This window comes from Microcystis sp. LE19-8.1F, assembly GCF_027531715.1.
In the GTDB taxonomy this organism is placed as follows: Bacteria; Cyanobacteriota; Cyanobacteriia; order Cyanobacteriales; family Microcystaceae; genus Microcystis; species Microcystis wesenbergii_A.
In genome coordinates, this window is sequence record NZ_JAPZSO010000018.1 from 12917 (window position 1) to 32444 (window position 19528).

General features: G+C 45.1%; 28 protein-coding genes. 23 read left to right on the plus strand and 5 right to left on the minus strand.

Annotation, left to right across the window (positions count from 1 at the left end):
- Window positions 1-61 precede the first annotated feature (61 nt).
- The gene (locus tag O9334_RS02350; protein WP_287999050.1) at window positions 62-658 is read right to left on the minus strand and encodes a VOC family protein; all 597 of its coding nucleotides are present in this window, start codon (window positions 656-658) and stop codon (window positions 62-64) included.
- Between the two features lie 130 nt (window positions 659-788).
- On the opposite strand from O9334_RS02350, the gene O9334_RS02355 reads away from it, so the two are divergent.
- The 23 genes from O9334_RS02355 (at window position 789) to O9334_RS02465 (ending at window position 16669) form a co-directional block, all read left to right on the plus strand.
- The gene (locus tag O9334_RS02355) at window positions 789-1007 is read left to right on the plus strand and encodes a hypothetical protein (protein WP_287999052.1); all 219 of its coding nucleotides are present in this window, start codon (window positions 789-791) and stop codon (window positions 1005-1007) included.
- A gap of 311 nt (window positions 1008-1318) precedes the next feature.
- Window positions 1319-2239 (plus strand): hypothetical protein, encoded by a 921-nt coding sequence (locus O9334_RS02360; RefSeq protein ID WP_287999054.1) that lies wholly within the window; start codon window positions 1319-1321, stop codon window positions 2237-2239.
- Between the two features lie 1488 nt (window positions 2240-3727).
- A complete protein-coding gene (locus O9334_RS02365) occupies window positions 3728-4069 on the plus strand; it encodes a DUF4326 domain-containing protein (protein ID WP_287999056.1) in 342 nt (113 codons plus the stop codon).
- A gap of 64 nt (window positions 4070-4133) precedes the next feature.
- A complete protein-coding gene (locus tag O9334_RS02370) occupies window positions 4134-5216 on the plus strand; it encodes a hypothetical protein (RefSeq protein WP_287999059.1) in 1083 nt (360 codons plus the stop codon).
- 62 nt (window positions 5217-5278) lie between these two features.
- Complete coding sequence (locus tag O9334_RS02375; RefSeq protein WP_287999062.1) at window positions 5279-5650, plus strand: hypothetical protein; 372 nt, start codon at window positions 5279-5281, stop codon at window positions 5648-5650.
- 225 nt (window positions 5651-5875) lie between these two features.
- The gene (locus tag O9334_RS02380; protein WP_287999065.1) at window positions 5876-6349 is read left to right on the plus strand and encodes a hypothetical protein; all 474 of its coding nucleotides are present in this window, start codon (window positions 5876-5878) and stop codon (window positions 6347-6349) included.
- A 177-nt stretch (window positions 6350-6526) separates the two neighbouring features.
- Entirely contained in the window at window positions 6527-7195 is a 669-nt protein-coding gene (locus tag O9334_RS02385; protein WP_287999068.1) for a hypothetical protein, read from the plus strand.
- Window positions 7196-7691: 496 nt separating this feature from the next.
- Window positions 7692-8591 (plus strand): ArdC family protein, encoded by a 900-nt coding sequence (locus tag O9334_RS02390; RefSeq protein WP_287999071.1) that lies wholly within the window; start codon window positions 7692-7694, stop codon window positions 8589-8591.
- Window positions 8592-8714: 123 nt separating this feature from the next.
- Complete coding sequence (locus O9334_RS02395) at window positions 8715-9386, plus strand: hypothetical protein (RefSeq protein WP_287999074.1); 672 nt, start codon at window positions 8715-8717, stop codon at window positions 9384-9386.
- Window positions 9387-9433: 47 nt separating this feature from the next.
- Window positions 9434-9799 carry a GIY-YIG nuclease family protein gene (locus O9334_RS02400; RefSeq protein ID WP_287999076.1) on the plus strand — a complete coding sequence of 122 codons (366 nt, stop codon included), beginning with the start codon at window positions 9434-9436 and terminating at the stop codon, window positions 9797-9799.
- Window positions 9800-9862: 63 nt separating this feature from the next.
- Window positions 9863-10180 (plus strand): hypothetical protein, encoded by a 318-nt coding sequence (locus O9334_RS02405; RefSeq protein WP_287999079.1) that lies wholly within the window; start codon window positions 9863-9865, stop codon window positions 10178-10180.
- A gap of 128 nt (window positions 10181-10308) precedes the next feature.
- Entirely contained in the window at window positions 10309-11349 is a 1041-nt protein-coding gene (locus O9334_RS02410) for a DNA methyltransferase family protein (protein ID WP_287999082.1), read from the plus strand.
- Between the two features lie 6 nt (window positions 11350-11355).
- Window positions 11356-11484: a hypothetical protein gene (locus O9334_RS02415; protein WP_287999085.1), complete on the plus strand. Its 129-nt coding sequence runs from the start codon at window positions 11356-11358 to the stop codon at window positions 11482-11484.
- 6 nt (window positions 11485-11490) lie between these two features.
- Window positions 11491-11820, plus strand: a complete 330-nt coding sequence (locus O9334_RS02420; protein WP_287999087.1) for a hypothetical protein — start codon at window positions 11491-11493, stop codon at window positions 11818-11820.
- A gap of 413 nt (window positions 11821-12233) precedes the next feature.
- Window positions 12234-12608: a hypothetical protein gene (locus tag O9334_RS02425; RefSeq protein WP_287999090.1), complete on the plus strand. Its 375-nt coding sequence runs from the start codon at window positions 12234-12236 to the stop codon at window positions 12606-12608.
- Between the two features lie 120 nt (window positions 12609-12728).
- Window positions 12729-12947, plus strand: coding sequence for a hypothetical protein (locus O9334_RS02430; RefSeq protein WP_287999093.1), 219 nt, complete (start codon window positions 12729-12731; stop codon window positions 12945-12947).
- Window positions 12948-13130: 183 nt separating this feature from the next.
- On the plus strand, window positions 13131-13265 hold the full coding sequence (locus O9334_RS02435; RefSeq protein WP_287999096.1) for a hypothetical protein: 135 nt from the start codon (window positions 13131-13133) through the stop codon (window positions 13263-13265).
- Between the two features lie 88 nt (window positions 13266-13353).
- Entirely contained in the window at window positions 13354-13950 is a 597-nt protein-coding gene (locus tag O9334_RS02440) for a hypothetical protein (protein WP_287999098.1), read from the plus strand.
- A gap of 454 nt (window positions 13951-14404) precedes the next feature.
- Window positions 14405-14764: a DUF6876 family protein gene (locus O9334_RS02445; RefSeq protein WP_287999101.1), complete on the plus strand. Its 360-nt coding sequence runs from the start codon at window positions 14405-14407 to the stop codon at window positions 14762-14764.
- A gap of 100 nt (window positions 14765-14864) precedes the next feature.
- Window positions 14865-15044 carry a hypothetical protein gene (locus O9334_RS02450; RefSeq protein WP_287999104.1) on the plus strand — a complete coding sequence of 60 codons (180 nt, stop codon included), beginning with the start codon at window positions 14865-14867 and terminating at the stop codon, window positions 15042-15044.
- Between the two features lie 200 nt (window positions 15045-15244).
- Window positions 15245-15766, plus strand: coding sequence for a prepilin-type N-terminal cleavage/methylation domain-containing protein (locus O9334_RS02455; RefSeq protein ID WP_287999107.1), 522 nt, complete (start codon window positions 15245-15247; stop codon window positions 15764-15766).
- A gap of 67 nt (window positions 15767-15833) precedes the next feature.
- Window positions 15834-16097 (plus strand): hypothetical protein, encoded by a 264-nt coding sequence (locus O9334_RS02460; RefSeq protein ID WP_287999110.1) that lies wholly within the window; start codon window positions 15834-15836, stop codon window positions 16095-16097.
- Window positions 16098-16195: 98 nt separating this feature from the next.
- A complete protein-coding gene (locus O9334_RS02465) occupies window positions 16196-16669 on the plus strand; it encodes a DUF29 domain-containing protein (protein WP_287999113.1) in 474 nt (157 codons plus the stop codon).
- A 2-nt stretch (window positions 16670-16671) separates the two neighbouring features.
- On the opposite strand, the gene O9334_RS02470 is transcribed toward O9334_RS02465, so the two are convergent.
- The 4 genes from O9334_RS02470 to O9334_RS02480 all read right to left on the minus strand — a co-directional run bounded on the left by O9334_RS02470 (window position 16672) and on the right by O9334_RS02480 (window position 19031).
- A complete protein-coding gene (locus O9334_RS02470; protein WP_287999116.1) occupies window positions 16672-17274 on the minus strand; it encodes a heme-binding protein in 603 nt (200 codons plus the stop codon).
- Window positions 17275-17577: 303 nt separating this feature from the next.
- Entirely contained in the window at window positions 17578-17997 is a 420-nt protein-coding gene (locus tag O9334_RS22760; protein ID WP_353737875.1) for a VHL beta domain-containing protein, read from the minus strand.
- 315 nt (window positions 17998-18312) lie between these two features.
- A complete protein-coding gene (locus tag O9334_RS02475) occupies window positions 18313-18750 on the minus strand; it encodes a type II toxin-antitoxin system VapC family toxin (protein WP_287999118.1) in 438 nt (145 codons plus the stop codon).
- Window positions 18747-19031 (minus strand): AbrB/MazE/SpoVT family DNA-binding domain-containing protein, encoded by a 285-nt coding sequence (locus O9334_RS02480; protein WP_103672855.1) that lies wholly within the window; start codon window positions 19029-19031, stop codon window positions 18747-18749. Before O9334_RS02480 ends, O9334_RS02475 begins: the two co-directional genes overlap by 4 nt.
- Window positions 19032-19528: the final 497 nt, after the last annotated feature.

Below are 19528 nucleotides of genomic sequence, written 5' to 3' on the forward strand. Positions count from 1 at the left end.
TTTAATTTTCTCCTTAGCAACAATGTATGTAATTAATGCATTTCAAAAAACACAGCATGAGTTAATCAATATCATTATTAAATTCCCACCTCACACCAAAAGGGTCAATTAGTTGAAATTTTGCACGCTGCGGAAATTTCTCTGCAAGGTCACTAAGAATTCTATCCTGACCACGCAATTGGCTATGTTCTGTAGCACCAGTTTGACTTGGTAAAAGTGGTGATAAAAACACTGGTTCACTGAGTAAAGTGAGCTTGAATTTTGCTGAATAATCAGATGCATAATTGCTTAAAATTCTGTAAGTTGCATCAATATCTTTTGCAACAACGGAGATCGGCCCAGGTCCAACATTGCCGTAAAGGTACGGAACCTGACTACTGAGAGTTGGCAAAGAAGCACTTCCCCCATAGCCAATAGTCTTGATTTGAACAAGCTTTATCGTCAGTACTTCAGGAAAAACCAAAAATCTAAGGCTGATATTTAACCGATCCCATATTTCTTGGAAACCGTAATAGGTAGCAAGTCCTCGATTAACAAGCCCATGATGGCTCTGCATTTCTAGAAAGCCCATCACCTCTCGATAAAACTCCGCAGCTTCATCTAGGTCAGGAACAATGATGTGAACATGGGCTAGATTTTTTAACCCTAAGTCTGGCATAAATTCAAATCCTCATAATAATCATTAGATGACCTTGTCTGCCTAACTACATATTATACGGAAAGTTTCTGTATAACACTCTTGAAAGTAACAATATAGGTCAACTTTCGGTATATCACCTCATTTAGGCGTGATCGCCAGAACTTTTCCCCATATCACGCCCAAAAGCGTGTTAGCCAGACTAGCATCTTGCCAAAAACCTTGGTTAACTAAATTCCTGACAATTAAGCTTACTCTAGCAATGATTCCTCTGTCTGACCCCACCCTTAGCAAAAATTTACAATTATTCGACTTTTCGCGATCGCTATCGGGGGAACGATCCAGAAAATCTCTGGCCATTCAAGCTTAGGAACTTTAGCTTTATATCTGGAAGTTTCAGAAGAAAATATCCGAGAAGCCGTGAGATTTATCTAGCAATCAAAGAGAAAAGGATCCGCCACAGCCTCCCCCACCCTGGCATCCCCTCCCCCCCCTGCCCCCCCTCCCCGCCGCGCCGTCGTCCTCCCCCCGCTTTTGGGGAGGGGGGGAGCCAGAGACTTGCATCTAAGCTTATTAGATGTATAATAAAGCTATCATCTTAGATTAAATGCTATGAGTAAAGTAATTAGCTTTTCAATCAGCGATCGCTATCTGGACAAAATTCGATCGCTATACCCGGACTTGACCGAGAATCTAGCAGCCAAGCAATTCCTGATCGATCAATTAGATGCAAGCTTAGATGTGAGCTTAGATAATAACTTAGATGATAAGCTCAGAATCTTAATAGAGAAAAGCTTAGGGGATAGATTAGATGCTACTGAAAAATCAATCTCTAAGTGGCTCTTAGATTTTGATAATCGGATAAACGATATTGATCGGGAAATGAAAGATAGATCGATCGCGATCGATGATCAAATAGAAAAAATAAAAAATCGCCTTGATAACTGGACATTAGCCACAAACAGCGACATCAAGGATATTAGAGATAAATCGATCAAGATCGATCATCAGATAAAAGCTATAGAGGCAAGGCTAGATGAGAACTTAGATACTAATTTAGATGCTAATTTAGATGATAGCCTAGATAGTAGTCTATATGAAAGCTATAGCGAGATTTTCAACGATAGCCCAGATGAGAGCTTAGATAAGAGCTTAGATACCAAGTTAAATACTAAAGTAGATACTAATTTAGCAGTAATTATGGATAAAAGATATCCTCTTTCGATCATTACCTTGATCGCATCAACGATAAAAGCTATAGAGGCAAGGCTATATGAAAACTTAGATACTAATTTAGATACTAATTTAGATGATAGCCTAGAAAGCTACAGCGAGATTTTTAACGATAGGCCAGATGAGAGTTTAGATGATAACTTAGATACTAAATTAGATGATAGTAAAGAGCCAGTAACCTTGGAAGAAATACTATTGCGAAAAAAGGCGATCAGGGAAGAATGGCAAACCTTGAAGGAAATATTAGATCAAGGCCGGAAGGATTTGCCAAAATCGATCGAAGGCTTGCGGAAAAAGGCAATCAGGGAAGGATGGCCACGACGAGATCGAGAAAACAGGAAGGAGTACCAGATTCCTGTAACAAAATAAAGGGAAATTGCGCGTTCGGCGGGCGGGGGAGTTCTCTTTCGCCCATCGCTTTTGTGTGAGTATGCCCCCGCACCTTCTCACTTGCGCCGACCACCCACCCCGCCACCCCACCCGCCGCCCCGGAAGCCAGCATAAAGCTCACCGGTGGGTTCACACACACAGGTTTTCTATTATACCCCTTTAATAACCCGTGTCAAGGGCTGCGCGAGTGGCGATAGTGGTCGCTACGCGGGTTTTTTATCTGGGGACACCCCAGACCCCGATCGCCACCCTTGACACTGGCCTCATCGAAGAAAACAAAGACAAACGAAGGGGTAGGAAGAACCTGTTGTGTGTGTTTGTTTTGGGAGGTGTCCCGTGTTTTGTGTTGCTGTTTCTTCGGCTCTGTCTTGTCCGGTCGTTGGTTTTTCGGGGTCGCGTTCGGTCGTTCCTGCGGTCTTGGGTTCGGCGCTGTCTGGTCTGCCGGCGGGTGCTGTGGTGCTGGTCGGTTGCGCTCGCGGTGTGGACGGTGCGGTGCGTGCTTCGGTTCCGGGTTGTCGGGTGTTTCGCGTGTCGGGTTCGGGTCGGTCGGCGTTCGCTGGTCGGTCGGTGCGGTTCGTGCGGGCTTTGGCGGCTGAGGGCGGTGTCCTGTTCTCGTTTCCGGGTCGCGCTTGTCCGGCGGGGTTGGTTCCTTCGGCTGACTCGCGCTCTTGTTTCTGCGGGTTGGGTTCGGGTTCTTGGGCTTCTCTGGCGCTGGCGTTGGGGTTGGGTGTTCCTTGTTGCGTTTGGTTGCCTGCGGGTGTCTCGGTTCCGGCTGATTGGGGTCTGATTTCGGTCGGTTCGGGCTGGTGGGTGTCTCTGCCGTTCTAGCTCTTTCTTTCTGCCTCGGCTTTCGGTCGGGGCTTTTTTTTTGGCGGTGAACCGACAAAATACGATCGCCAGATAGCAGCGAAAATCACCCTCAAACATAACGACCAGAACGCTCACAATGAGTTAACCTCTTGAATCCGAGCGATCTAAAAGCGGTTCTCCCTTTGGTCGGTTGTTTATGTGGGGAAGTATCCCCACACCCCTCTGCTACGAAGGTGCTGATCGCGGTTTCTTTGTCCCCCCCTCCCGTCCCCCCCAGGGGGGAAGCCTTCTCTCAGCAATCCTATTTTAACTACGGGGTCAAGGGTGGTTATTTTCGTAAGGAAATAGGCTTTTTGAAGAACTTCTAAGGTTTCACGGTTTTCTAAGCAAACAGGCTTTCCCAAGAATTTCTAAGCTCGTTCCTCACTAAGAAATTCTACCGGAAACCGTGTTCGCTAAGAAAACGCGTGACCAGTTCCTTAACCTAAGAAGTTCTAAATCAAAAACCGTATTCCCTAACGAAAATATACCATTCCATCTGACGATGGAACGGCGGAAAAGCGGAAAAAGTTTTTTGTTTTTTTTATTCCGCCGCCCTTGACTCCCTACGTTAAGAAAAAAGTAGCTGAGAGAGAAAATATTTAGGAGGTATCGGCTATGTTTGAAGTCATTAACGGTAAAAATAGCGGGTTTTTAGGTAACTCGAAAATCTATATCGGTCGAGCTAATAAATCGTATTTATTGAAGGGTAGCGTTTTGCAGAATCGCTTTGTAATCGGGCAGGACGGTAATCGCGAAGAAGTGGTTGCGAAGTATCGGCAATGGCTCTGGCAGGAAGTGCAAAAACGCGGCGAGGTTTTTGATGAGTTAGTTCGGATTGCGGAACGAGTTAAAAAAGGAGAAACGGTGCAGTTAGCTTGCTGGTGCAAACCGTTAAAGTGTCATGGAGATGTGGTGAAATCTTGCATTGAATGGATGATCAAGGAGGGCATAGTTTGAAAGAAAAGGAAAGAAAAAAAAGAACAAATAACTATGCGATGAAAACAAACAGGAGGTCACGATTATGACATTCATTAACCCCAAAGAACTAGGACTGTACGCACCGAAAACTAACGAGCGAGTCAAGCTGGCCGCAGAAGCGCAGAAATTTATCAATCAAGCGCTCTATGACTACAAGCAACTCTTCTACGGATTGCGCTTGATTGCTTGGCACGAACGGGATAAACGCGCAATTTTCTATGAAGCGCTAACGAAAGGTGAACTCGATCAGTTTAAGGTCGCACCGGGTCATCGCGCTTCCGATGGTTCCTATACCAAAGACGAATGGGATTATGATCGTCTCAACGCCTATATGTGGAATCGATTCCGCGAGCTTTTCGATGCCGCATTCGATCTCGAAAAGATCGCCGAACTCAAAACCCTTAAGGATATCAAACAGGCAACCGATGAATTATTGGAATTTGCACTCACCAATTGGAAAAGCGCGATCTTGGGGGACGACAAACACCAAGACGAACCCCGCGTCGAACCGATCGGTAAGGGTGTCACCAGCTGTAAGTTAGAGTACGAGGGCATCATGATCGAAGGAAGTTTTCGGTCGGAGGAACGCATCCTCACCCTCCGCACTCAAGGTCTTCCCGAAGTCATTGTCCGGCAAGTACGAGGGGAAACCAGTTGGAAAGGCGACATCCACTTCGACCCCTTCGGGCAAGTAGTGGTAATGAACTCTAAAAAAACGGAGCTATTCAGCCAAGTTCTAGCCCTAGCCGCCCGCTTGAATCTCGGTATCAAAGAGTTTATGGACGACCCAGAAGGTTTTCTCGGCATCGAATCAACGAAGAGCCGTCAACACGCCCGTCAGCGAGTTAAACAGCGCCTCTTGGAAATCAACCAAAACCACTACGAACGGCGCAAGATGGAAACGGAGGGTCAACTCGTCACCCGTCGCCTCAACGATGAGATCGACGCAACGACCGACAGCGACGAACCTAAGCTCAAGGAGCGTCAGAAATCTCCTAAGATTTCCAATAAATCAAGCAAGCGCAAAACCGACCGAAAACGGGAAGCCGAGGAGTGGCTGAAAAATAATCCAGAATTCTTGGATGATGTGGATGCCCAGATCGGTATCACGAGCATTCACACCTAGGTTTCCTTAATAGGATTGGAGGGGAGTGGAAGTCCTCTCCAGTCCATCATACTGAAAAAACCATGCGAACCGCTATCTTTTTCTGGCAAGATGCCGAACAAATACCTATTCTCAAGTCTCTCATCCAGGAGGCTCTTCACCTCGGTTATACCCGTTTCCTGACAACCCTGTTCCTAGAAAACGATCGAGGTCTGGTCTTCTCAATCGAAGCCGAATCGATCGATGACTTTCCCCTTGATAATCTTTTCCGCGCCGACCGCGTACTGCTCGTTGACGAGCCACTACTTTGGTTATGTGATCGAGGTGAGCGGGTCTTCGCGGTTTGGGACGGCAGCGAGGATAAAACGCTCACCTGTCTCGGTTTCCTCAAAGCTTGGGGTCTGCCAGGTAATTATGTCAACCCCTACCGTACTTTCACCCTCGAAACCATCTAACGCTTATCCCCGATCACTCGATCGGGGTTTTTCTTCTCTACTCCCCGATTTGCTCGCTCGTCGGACGGGGGGGTTATCCTTATTCCCGCGTTTTTTCTGTACCACTCCCCCGCCTCTCCTCGCTCACGCCCACCCACCCACCCAGAACCGGAAAAATAAGGGAAGAACACAAAAGAGATAAGAATCTTCGCCAAGCGGGGAGGTGTAAATCTAGGGTTAAACACCATGAACCAACCGATAATTCCGACCCCAACCGTTCAAACCTCGAACATTCTACATGAATACGCCGATATCCGCTGGCAGATGGCCGCACTTTCGGCCAAACTAGAAGAAATCGAACCGATGGCGATCGAACAGGCGTTGTCGATCATCAATGAGGGTGCGACGGCCAACGGCAAACGGGTAGTGTACCGCACCGATACCATCGATATTATTCTCCAATTACGTTCCCAGAAGCCAAAACCCGAAAACCATGCCGACCTCGAATCGCTTAAGGAATTGATCGAGTTGGAAGCTGAGAAAGCCCAACATCAAAACCAAGAGGAGATCGCCAGCATGGAAAGGGAGATCGCCCTTTTACGATCCCGTCTCGTCAGACTGCAACAAACCGATGAGGGACGAACCTATCAAGCTGAATATGCAGACTTAGAACGTCAACTGACCACTCTCGAACCGCTTCTCAGCGTCAGATTAAAGTAAACCACTAGCTAGATTTAATCGGACAAGCGGGGGAGATTTCTCTCGCTTTTTATAATTGGCTCAAATTCAAGAAAATAAATCATAAAAATATCAATAAAAACGAAAAAATCTTAAAAACTTAGAAAATTTAAAAGCTATCACATTAGGTGGAAAAAAATTAACATAGAGGTCAAAACCATGACATTTAAGGTATTCGGTAGTCGTCCCGCTAACTCCATTTGTCTTCCCGATGTTCCCTACTCGGTTCGTTTCAACTGTAAAGACGGGGGAGGCGGCATCTTCGTCGGAGGTTCCGACCCGCAACATCGCAAGTCCAATCCAGAGGACAAAATCGACATAAATATCATCAAAGTATCGAAATATTTCGGTACTCTAGGAAAAACCGATAACGTGCTGTGGATTCAGCTATTTTTTATCCCGGCCCCTAATGTACCCGCCGAAATTCTGCCCCCCAATACCGTCTGTGTCGGGTATATCAAAAAACAGAGCATTTCCGCCCTGTTCAATACCGTGCAAGCGGCTATGAATAACGGTGAACCCGCACTCGGTATCTTCACCCTCAGTTTTCAGAAAGAAGTCGGTGCGGAGGGACCTTATTATTCCGTCTGCTTTAACTGGCGCACACGTCAATCCGACGAGGAGAAAAAGCAACTGGAAATGATCGACGCTTTTCTCAACGAATACGGCGAGCAACTGATCGACTTGGAAAGCACCCGACTGTTGACCTGCGTTGACGGTTGGAGCGCAGGAGATGTCAACGCCCTTATCGCTCGCTCGTTGGGTGAACTGCCCGAAAGCAACCAGCCAGCATTGCCCCCAGCTAAATCCCCACGCCGAGGTCGTTAATTCCTGATCTCTCTCGCACCCTCATTCTGGGGGTGCGTTTCTGCGTTTCACCTGTAGATAATTGATATTCATTGAATAATTTGTACTTTTTAACCACAGTCAATCGACTGAATAAAATCTATTGAACAGTTTTTGTTTTGTCAAAGAATCTGATTTCGGGATAAACTAAACCCTATTCTTTTACACAATGATTAGAAAATTAGCCTTAATCCGACCTGTTATTCAAAGAAATAAACAAAAATTATGTTATAATAATAGATATTTATGATGCTATCTAATCTTGAAAATCACCAGATTGGTAGATTGAAAACCATGATTGTTAATTGTTTTCGATCTAGAGCGAACTAATCAATTAAATCTCTTGTCAGATAAGGATTTAGTCCATTTATGCCCCCCTATCGAACCATAACAAGTAACGAAGAACCAAGAATTAAAACTACAATAAAAGTCTCAGAAAATCCTTCGGCATGGGGTAAAAACCAACGAGGTACAACCCATGTCCAAACCGCAAGCGATCGATAAATTCCAACTCATCACCGACAAACTAATCGGCCTGATCGAACAGGGAGTAAAACCATGGACGAAATCGTGGCACGCGACCCCCTACCAGAACCTGATCACCGGTCATCAATACACGGGCATTAACCCCATACTCTGCGGCATCGACTCGACCATAAATCAATGGGAACATCCATTTTTCGTCAGCTTCATTCAGGCTAAACAGGTGGGATGGACGGTCAAGAACGGCTCGAAATCGACTTGGTTACGATGGGGCGGCACGAATGTCAAAGAAACCGAAAACCCAGAGACGGGAGAGGTCGAACGTCAATATTACAAGGCTTTTAAGTTCCATAACGTCTTCAATGTCGACTGCATCGATGACTCGAATAGTGACGTGAAGATCGATTCTCTCATCCGCCAAAGAAAGGTGACTATTTCGGGAAATAGCGAACTCCGTTTGCCAGAAATTGAACAATTTATCCAACAACACCTGCCAAAAACCCAATTCGGGGGCAACGTCGCCATGTACCATATCGCCACGGACACGATCCGATTACCCGAATACGAAACTTTCTCCAACGCCGCCGCCTATTACGCCACTTACCTGCACGAGTTGGTACATTGGACGGGACATCAAAAACGTTGCAACCGTCCGCTCAAAAATAAGTTCGGCTCCTGGTCCTACGCTTTCGAGGAATTGATCGCCGAGATCGGAGCCGCGATGGTCTGCAATCATCTGGGTATCGATACCAAACTGGAACATCACGCCAGTTATCTCGACTTTTGGCTTAAAATCCTAAAAGATGACAAAAAAGCCTTTTTCGATGCAGCTCGTTTAGCAATGGAAGCGACTCAATATTTGACGGCAGTTCAACAACTAGAAAAAGCCAGTTAAGGACAACAGGCGATCGAAATAAACGTTATCGATCGCCCCTTTCCATCGAGAAGATGAAAAAATATCGAGAAAAAAGAGAACGAAAAAGCTGACTGCGGGGTGAAAACTATCGAGAGAAAGAACATGACTAACAATCGCTTTCCCCGTCCCGAATTACTGCTACACCCCAATATCCCCAAACCGTTACACGGTATCAATCCCCGCACGATCCTCGGTCAAAAGTGGTGGAACGCACAACGACAATTAGCCTACGCCGAACAGGACTATCACTGTTGGGCTTGCGGGATAAATAAAACGTCGGCTAAGTATCACCGTTGGCTGGAAGCACACGAGGTCTATGACATCGACTACGGTACGGGACGGGTGGAGATGAAAGAAGTCTGTGCGCTCTGTCACAGCTGCCATCAATATATTCACGATGGCAGAATGCAGAAATTATTGGAACAGGGCAAACTCTCTTTCGAGAAATATATCGACATTCTCGCTCACGGAGAACGGCTCGTCAAAGATTATTTAACCGAAATGGCTATCAATTATCGGGGAGAAGAGTGGAAACGACCTTTCGAGGGAACGCTTCCCTTTCAAGATACTTTCCCCGATGTGATCGTACCAGGATTACCCCGTCCCGTCCAATCGCAGGTCGATTGGCAAGAATGGCATTTAGTGGTCGAGGGACGGGAATATTATACGCGCTTTTCCGATGTTCAGGAATGGACAGACTATTATCAGTGGTTACACCGCAATAACCTGACCGATAATTTCCAAATATTCGCCCAATTTAAAGAAAGTAAATAATCTTCAAAAGCTTGCGCCAAGGGTTGAAAACCATTCGGAGAAACCCCTTGGCCTCTAAAGTTTATTTATTGCATTATCTCGGAGAAATTGGCGATCTCACCAAACCGACCGGACACGCACAACACTATCTAGGTAGTACCAGCCGGAGCCTGAAACAAAGACTAGCGGAACACGCCGCAGGACGGGGTGCAAAAATAACCGCCGCTTTCGCCCGACAGAATATCGACTTTATCTGCGTCCGGACGTGGAACGGCGGTAGAAGGGTGGAACGTTACCTCAAACGCCGTCACGCCCACGCCCGTCTCTGTCCTTTCTGCAATCCCAACGCCCGTAAATACGGCAACCAGATGGGAGGAACACCCCTGATCTCTAGTTTCAAACACGGTTCTCGATCGACATCTTCAGCGTCTTGATCGAAAATATCGAGAAATTGAAATGATTTGAATGGGGGGTAAAAACCTATCAAGGAAAAAACAATGAATATAATCTTCAAACAATGGAATTGCCGAGTTATCGTCAGTAAATATCTGAAAGGTGGTTTTCCAGCGATTTATTTAGTCGATGCCAATAACGGAGAACAGATCGCAAAGGCAACGGTTAATTTGATAGATTACGGTATCGAACCAGAACCGAATCATTGCTATTTGAAAGACTATTCCGAAAATCAGGGAATTGTCGAGATTCTAGCGGGAGCCAGAGTCGTGATTCCTATCCAACAGATTCGCTTCGGAAATTTGACCGCAACATTGTGCAAACTTAGTCCTCAACTGATCGAAGAATTAGAAGAGCTATAAAACGTAGAGAAAGCTGTCATCTGACAGCTTTTTCTGGTTATAAGTAGTCAAACATGGTCAGACCTAAAGAACAATTGGAGAGAAAAAAATAGCTGGAACGGGGGTGAAAAACATGGAGAGCAACCGATATGCAACTATCCATCTTCGATCTTCCCCCCGATCCCTTACCGACCCAACTTCGCTATCCCGATCCCCGCAAAGCGCAAAAGCTAAGGGAATTAGCCGCTAGTCTCCAATCCCAGATTGACAAAAAACTCGACCCAGCGATCTCCCATCAACGCCCCACCCGACGACGGGCCGGCATCGTCGCCTCGATGAGAGAGGACGGAAAACAACTACAACGGATTCAGTCTTGGCTGCGGGTCATGGCCCACGAAGCAGAAACAGGAACGTTGCCCGACATTCTCCAACGGATAACGACGAAAACCCAGTTAGAAGTCCTGTATTCTTTCTGTTATCACCTTTGGCGAGATGAAGATATCCACCGCGTACTTACCGATAGCAATTCTTATTGGTACGGCAAACTGGAACGGGCGCACCTGAATAGTCTCGATCGAATTAAGCTGGCAATTACCGCTTTACAGTCCCTCGACAATCCCGTACCAGAAGACCCCACTCTCATCCAGATACAGAAACTGGAAAGAGCGCTGATCGGACGGAATATCCGCGGTTATTTTCCCACTCCCCGGCTTATCTGCCAACGGATGGTCAAATTGGCCATGCTCCGTAACGGTATGAACGTTTGGGAACCGAGTGCAGGCAAGGGATCGATCGCCGAAGCGATTCGGGAATCGGTACGGGTCAACTTGGATGTCTGTGAACTGCAAGCCGAACTCCGGCAAATTCTCCAATTGAAAGGGTTCAATATCATCGCCTTCAATTGCTTCGATGTCACGGGAAATTACGATCGCATTCTGATGAACCCTCCCTTCGGCAAAGGGCTGGAAATTTCCCATATCACCCACGCCTATAACCGTCTAACCGAAGGGGGAAGACTGGTAACGATCGCCCCAGAATCCGTCAGCTTTCGCAAAGACCGAAATTATCAACAGTTCCGTAATTGGTTGGCCGATAAAACCGTCCTCGATGAGGCTTTACCTGATAACGCATTTCTAGAAAGCGATCGACCAACGGGAGTAAGAACAAGGCTGTTGGTACTGGCAAAATAGCCCACAATGGACGCTTTCGGAACGGGAGCGTCCTATTTCCGCAATCGGACGGGCTATAGCAATGAAATCGGGGGACGGTATCCACAACAAGGGCAAAAACAGCCAAAAAACCAACCGGGTGAAAACGATTTGTGAAAAATCATGAACAACACCTTCACGGAAAAATTTCTCGAACAACCGCCACCGAATACCGTTCGGGTCATCCAGACGGTCACGGGAACGACCGACAACGCCCGAATATGGGTCGGTTACGATGCCGACAACCAGAAAACCTTTCACATTTACTGTCCTTATCGCATTGGCAACCGCATACCTGAACCCGTCACGGCGATCGAGGCGATTTTTTTTGATAATTACTGGCGCTGGCGGGTCACGACCGCGTACAAAGCTCCCCGTTGTCCCGATTGTGGTGCGGCATGGGACGAGCGCCATTGCGAATTTTGCGGCTTGTGGCTTGAAGACCCGATTTAAAGAGAAAAAAAGAGAAGATTGAAGAAAACCTCTGTATTAGTCGAGAAAATTCATACAGAGGTCTTAAACTATGAAAATCTTATCCTGTTATTCCCTCGGTGAACACTTCAGTAAGTAGTCGTGCAAAATTAATTTCCTAGTGAAGATAGGCAAGAGGCAAGAGGCAAGAGGCAAGAGCGGGGTTAGATATGTGTAATTAATTTTGCCTAGGTACTTACCTTATTTTGCCTTTTGGAAGCACTCAGAACGATTCGCTCGATCAACGACTGACTAAACTTTTTCAAGGTAAACCAGCCCTGTCTAGTTTAAACGCTCAAAAAGATAAAAACAACAGATAAACAGATAAAAACAGTATAAATCACAGAAAAAGACGGTATTGCGGGCGAAAACTATTAGAAATTGGAGAAATAATCATGCCAGTCCCGAAAACAACCGTTATTTCTGTATCCGATGAAGCCCTCGGTAATTTCGCCGTCCCCGATCATTCAGAACGGGTTTATGCCCAAGTGTACTATGCCATCCGGGAACGTCAGGGTATGCTATCTCGGAAACGCAACGGCGAGGATTTCAGTTGGGATGACTTCAAACAGAAATTCACCGAAGCGTTCGGCACTCCTGACAAACCCACCTATACGCTCGAACAACTGCTGGATTATGCACTTCGCAAATTCAATATGACTTTGCAGGACTTGATCGATGCCAACAAACGCAGTTGGGAACGCCGTCGCGCTCGGGAAGAAAAATATGGTTCCTATAACAGCATTCCCCAAGACTGGAACGCAGGTTAATTAACGTGATGGGAGAGGAGTTTTCCTCTCCTTTTTTTTGCTTCGGTGAAGGGAGAAATAAAAGAAAAATTAAATAACAAAAACTATCGGAGCGGGGTGTAAACTATTCCGAGAAAATCGATGGATAACGACACTTTCGATAGTTATCTTAACACCCTCCGTGATTATCGTCTATATAAACAATTTCCCGACGATTATTACGATCCAACCCAAGATTTACCGCCAGGTATTCACGCCTCGATCTACCGTCCCGAACCGGAAATAGAAGACGACCCCGACCCAGATGAGCCAGAAATTTCGGATAATTGGCAACCCAGCGATGATCCTCTTCATTTCTAATCGGTAAATCAAACTTTTTCTGCCCTTGGGCGATGGTCACTGCGACTATCGCCTTTTTTAACTGAGGGAAACAATCGCCAGATACAGAGAAAACTCGGTCGGGAGACGACGAATACAAAAAATAGGAAAAGAAAAAAAAGAAAAACGGTCGAGTACGGTCGAAAACCAACGGAAGTTAACACCATGCGTCAATCCAGCCACACCCTTATCGAACTGCTCGTCATCTCAATCAATTCTGAAAATATTGGGCAAGTTGAACTGCCCTTCCCTGAATCCTTTGGAAGAAAAGCTGTTAGAATTTTTAAAAATTTACGTTAATTAGAAACAGATGAAGATTATACAAAAAAGATAACTTAAAATAACAAGAATGCTCTCGCCAGAGGTGAAAATAATTGAACTAGGAGCTATGAATAATCAAACAAATCCCTTAAGCAGACTGCTAAAACCTGAAACCGAGAAACAGCCAACAGTCTTAGGACAAACAGGAACAAACAATATAGCGCAGAATATCACTATTACGGAAACTATTGAGATGAGATTAAGACAACCCTACATTGACCTGATTGGCATCTGGAAAGGTTTTGGCTACCCAGACCGTCACAACTTCCAGTGGGACTCGAAAGCCAGAATCCGCATCTGGAATGGCAACAACTGTCACTTCGTTGTGTTTAGCGATTTGGATGAGCCAGACAGCGGCACGTCCATCACAAATAGCAGCGAAAACCTAGCAACTTTTATCCGCCGCGACTTTCACTTGGACGGGACGATTTTGTGGTTCGAGCATTATCCGCGCCATAACACTCCTGAGTGCATCCGCCAAGCTAATCACTGGCAAGAAGAAGTCTCTCTTGTTACTTATACCTGGGATGGACAAAAATACCTCTCTCCTCGCTGGGTCTATATCAAGCGAGAAGCGGCGGAAACTATGATCGACGCTTCCTTAGAGATGGAAGGCTACCGCTCCTTGTCCTCCCATTATTTCTCCTGTCCTGTCCTGATTTGATAACTAATCACCGAATAAAACGGAGGCAATGCGATTATTTTAAGCCAAGTAACCGATAATTAACAACTGACTTCACCGCTTTTATTTGACTCGATGCAAAAGCGATCTCATCGAGTCACTACTTTGTTAAACAGGAGTAAAAATGAAAAATAAAACAACAGAATTTATCAAGGGTAAAAGAGTATATGGATTGTTTATGATTGTCTTTTAATGACTTATAAAAAGTTCAGGGAATCCAGTAAGTTAAATTGCTATTTGCACGTTTTGCCAGACCGTATTCTCGTTACTTATAAAGCCTTTGGGAGAGAATATTTATTGTCGAATTTACTTAAGATTTTAACTCAGCATAAGAGATATAGTTCGCAACAGTTAAAAATGAATAAAAACAAATTCAGAAGAGAAAAATAATAATAAAAATGCTTTCGCCAAGAATGAAAACAAATTGAACAAAATTATGACGGCTAAAAACCTGAATCTCGAACAGTTTACCGGAACCGAAAACTATTACAAGCACTCAATGGGACTCCTCTATACGGATGGGGTACATTACCTAGTCCAAGAAGCCAAAGCCTATTGGCTCATCGATGCGATCGCCTCCTGGCAAATATCCCTTAAAGTTAAAAAAGATCCGATGTTACAGAGGATTCAATTTTGGAAGCTAAGGGTCAATTCCGACCATTCTGCTTCCCTTACCTGTGAACGAGACGAAGGCAATATCGCACTAAGCCAGGAAATCTCCTATACAGATTTTCCCCTGGAGTCAGTCACCCTCTATCTAGCCGATGGGGTTCTACTGCTGCCATCAGAATATTAACAATTCAGGACTAAAATTGGTTAACAGTTATCAGTTTTTTTCTAATAACTGTTAACCATTTAAAGCAATCACTAATTAAAACTAAACCCAGTAGCAAACCATGAAACCAGGAGATAAAGTTACTTATATTCCCACTGGAGAAAAAGGAATTGTCAAAAGAATCTCTGAAAACTCAACACGAGTATTCGTTGTTTTCGGCTCTGGAATCACATTAGAAAACTACGAAAATTATACCGCTCAATCTACAAAATTATCAGACATTAAAAAAAGATGGGAATAATTAAATAAAAATAAATCTTGTGCGGGTAGTAAACTATTTTTTCCCAGTTCGGCGATGGTCACTGCGACTATCGCCTTTTTTGTCGAAAGGAAACGATCGCTGGCTATTTTCAGACAAAGCTCGGTTGAGAAACGACAAATAAAAAAATAAGAAAACAGAAAAAGGTCGAGTGCGGTCGAAAACCAACGGGAGTTAACACCATGCGTCAATCTGGCCACACCCTTATCGAACTGCTCGTCACCTTAACCCTGATCACTATCCTGCTGCTGATCGGTTTTTCTATATTTTCGAGATTAATAGCGGAACTACGCCTAGATATGGCCACCTTTGAACTTTCCCAACATTGGAAGTTTACCCGTTTTGATGCTATGGGAAGTGGAACCACCCCCACCGCCCTCTGCATGAAAGACGACGGACGGATCGAGGTGGCCAAGATAGCCGGCGACGATTGCGAGACGGTCAGCGAATGGCAGTCTCTGACGGACGGGGTCAACATCGACACCGCCAATTCGACCCTGAGAAGGGTCAGGGGACCAGGGGGAAACGACGGCACGATCTACCGGGTTAGTTGGGCCGATACAAAGGGCGGCATGGGCGGTTCTTGGGGGCAATTAGGGCGACTGACACTGACCGCCCAGGGAACGACCGCCAAACGCTGTCTATTTTTATTCCGTGTCGATGGTTCATGGGATATCCGCGAAGACAACCGATGCCAGAGATGAAAAAGAAAAAAAAAGACGGGAGAAAAGGCTAACGCCATCGGGTGTAAATCATTCAAGAAACACGACGATGACAGAACAAACTCTATTGGCCGACCTCTCCCGACAATTCCCTCAGCTTCCCACCCTCGACCTCACCCTGCTAACACGAACCCTCTTTCCTCTATCCCCAGTCGAACTCTATACCCTCAGACTCGCTCACGGCGATAACGCTATCTTGAAGGCCGCCATCGATAGTACCGTTCGGCAACGGCAAGAAGAGGAGGAAATCGCCGCCCTCGATCGACAGCACGAAATCTATGACGAGTATCGTCACTGCTGTGGCAGTTGGTAAACTTTATTGGTGGGGACATTCCCCGCCAAATAGCCATTTTGTCATAATCAAAATGTTAATCAACGTATTATCTAGTTCCAGTACAAATATGGTCAGATATGAGTTCCAATAAGTCAGATCGAGCGAATGCCCTGTATGAATCCGACTTCTACGGCTGGACAGAGCTACAAGCGAAAGCTCTGGCCACCCGACAAGTAGAAGCTCTGGACTGGCAAAACTTGCGGGAGGAAGTAATTTCCTTGGGTAAACAAGAATATCGAGAACTGGTGAGCCGTCTAACCGTTTTGGTAGGACATCTTCTCAAATGGGAATATCAGCCAGATAAACGTTCTCGTAGTTGGTTTTTGACGATTAGAGAACAGAGACGAGCGATCAGACGGCATCTACAGGGCAATCCTAGTTTAAAATCCCGGATACCGACGGCTTTATCCGATGCTTTCGAGGCCGGAGTCGATTTAGCTTTGCGAGACACGGACTTACCGATACGGACTTTTCCCTCTCACTGTCCTTTCACCTTCGAGGACATCATAACCGACCATTTCCTCTGCGATACCAGTCAGGATTGGCCATGAGTTCAACGATTCGACGATACCGCCTCGACGGGTATCTGTATCTCGCTCCGTTTCAGGAGATCGGGAACGTAGGGACCGTCATAGAAAAAGCGACGGGGGGAACCGATCGCCCGGTAGCTCGGATGTTCTGCCAGCCATTCGTTCAGTCGGGTCAATCCCTGTTGGTAACTGTCAAAATCGTAACCTCCCTGTAATCCCAAGCTCACCACCGTCATGGGTGGTACATCCTCAATCCGAATATTATCGGCCACCTCTTTCGGGTAAGTGTTGGTGTCGCGGTAGAGAAAGGAAACTTCGGCCTCTCCCGATGTCGCTCCCGTGTCTGCGGGGTAACGGGTTTCAACGGGTGCGGTCATCGATATCTCGTTGGAACTGATGTGTTGGTACAGGGGATAAAACGACCGGTTCGCCGCCTCGGAAAGTTGACCCCGATAGCGGTAAGTAGCGGCGCGATAAGCGGGATAGTTCTTCACCTCGATCCGTCCGTTCGGGGTCGGGGTCGGAAATCCTGCGGGTAGGGGAGCGCTAGAAGCTTGATAGACCCCGATCACTAGAGCGGTTAGGGCGATGAAGCCGAGCGGTATCAATAGGTAAGGTAGTTTCATGGGGAATCGGGCGCGATGACCTCTCTATTGTGGGACGAGTTGACTTCCGTTGACCGCTCAACTGATTTCTAAGCGCGAGTAGAGAGACTTTGAATCCATCGGCTGACGAATCTTACTGGTTAGTTTCCATTCAACGGATTTCTAAGCGCGAGTAGAGAGCCGTTCAACCCAGACGCGTACAGCGAAATATGATGTTTCGATTTCACGGATTTCTAAGGGCGAGTAGAGAGTTCCCATATTGACTTTGTTCTTGAGTTATTAGCACTACTTCTTCAGTGTTTTCTCTGGAGTAACTGTAACATCTCAATCTATAATAATAATTCCTTTTTGGGGAATTGGTAGGAATATATGTATACAAGGTTGGTTCGCTCCAGACTGAGCAATAAGCCAAGTATGAGTTACATAAGTTTGCTGGTCACGGGATTGTAAGGGGTCAAGGTCAAAATAATGCTGACGTTTGCCATTGAAATCTATCCAGTACACCTTAACAGAAGAAGAACTTCTATTAATCACCTGAATATAAGTTGATACATTACTATTAAGCGAACGTAACTCACTTTCTACTCTGCAACTTCTTGGACGTAAGATTTCTGCACTGGTTTGACTCTCAGCCGAATAACATAAATTCCATATTATCGGTTCTTCGGTTTGTGTTATGCAATGTACGGGGGTTATAAGGGACGGAACCCTTATAGAGAAAAACGTTTGGCGATTTTTGTCAATTGTTTGCGATCTGGAGCGAACTAATCAATTAAATCTCTTGCCAGATAAGGATTTAGTTTATTTATGCCACCCTATCGAACCATACCAAGTAACGAAGAACCATATTATCAAGCTCAATCCTGTAATTTTCAACCATTTTAATAGCATGGGCTTTTTAGGGTTAATTGTCTTTTTTCGTGATTATGACATAATGAAGGCGATGTTTATAGCGGTGTGCAGTCGTATGAGGTACAGTATCACGAGCTATAAACCATGCTAGGCAAAGCTTGGTCTGTATCTCACTCAAGAGCTTACCGCTATAATATGCTAGTTAGGTTATCGCGGTTCCATAGAAATTTTCTCTATTCTCCCGCCAAAACGGATAAAATGCTTGACATTCAAAGTTAATAAATGATCGACTTCCGCTTTTAATGAACCATAAGCAATTAAAGCATCATAAATCGCTCCTCCTCTTAAATTTAAAGTTACCATAAGATTAATTACAGCTTTATAATCATCGCTTGTTAAGGAAATAATCTCAAAGGAATCTAAATTTTCTTTAATTAATTGTTGTACCAATTGAGGAGATAGACGAGGTTTGGCGGGAAAAGCCGATAAAATTGCGTAGAGTTCTGCAAGAGTATGAGTTCCAATATAACCCTGAATTTCTCCTCGTTTAACTCTGGTTAACCAAGAAATACAAGCTGAGTGCTGTTCATGGTTGACTAAAATAGATGCAACCAAAACCGACGTATCGAATAAAACTTTAATCACAACATTAGCTCATTCATTCTTTCTTGTCTAAGCTCCTCGATAAAAGCTTCAGTATTAACTAGCAATTGGCTGTCAACAACCAAAACATCATTCTCGTAATAAACCTTTGGCTCTTCCTTAATTGGATTTAAGACTAGCTTACCATCTTGAACTTCTACCTGAAATTGACTATCATATTCAATGCCTAGTTGTTCCAGCAAAGTTTCAGGAATTTGAATACATCTACTTCGATCGAGCGTCACTAATTCCATGGCAATTATCTTGAATTCTTTTATCTTCATTATACCGCTATATTTCTCCTGTAGCTCTTAAAACCCCTAAAATAATTCGACAAAAATCAGGAAAAGCCGTCGTAAAACGACGGGGTTTTAACCCAAATCTTCGATAACTGAAGGGAACTTAAGCAATTTTGGGAAATATCCAAAATTAACTGTTTTGCGAACGCAAAGCGCTCGCTACGCGAGATCGATTGCGATACCGGCGAATATTACGCTAGAGTTTATTCTGGCTTGAGGAAAAAGGGAAATCCGATTCCCACTAACTATATGTGGATCGCAGCGACCGCTCTACAATAATCTGGCTTTATTTAGCTATGACAAGCATTTTCGGACGGTCGATGGGTTGATAACAGGAAATAGCATCGCCAATTTTGCGATTATTCCTATTTAAACTGCCCGGGAGATCACAAGTCAAGACAAATGTATTCTCAATGACAAAGAGATAGTTTATGCTGATTAAATAAAGGAGTTTTGAAATCATATCTAAAGAGTTTTAACAA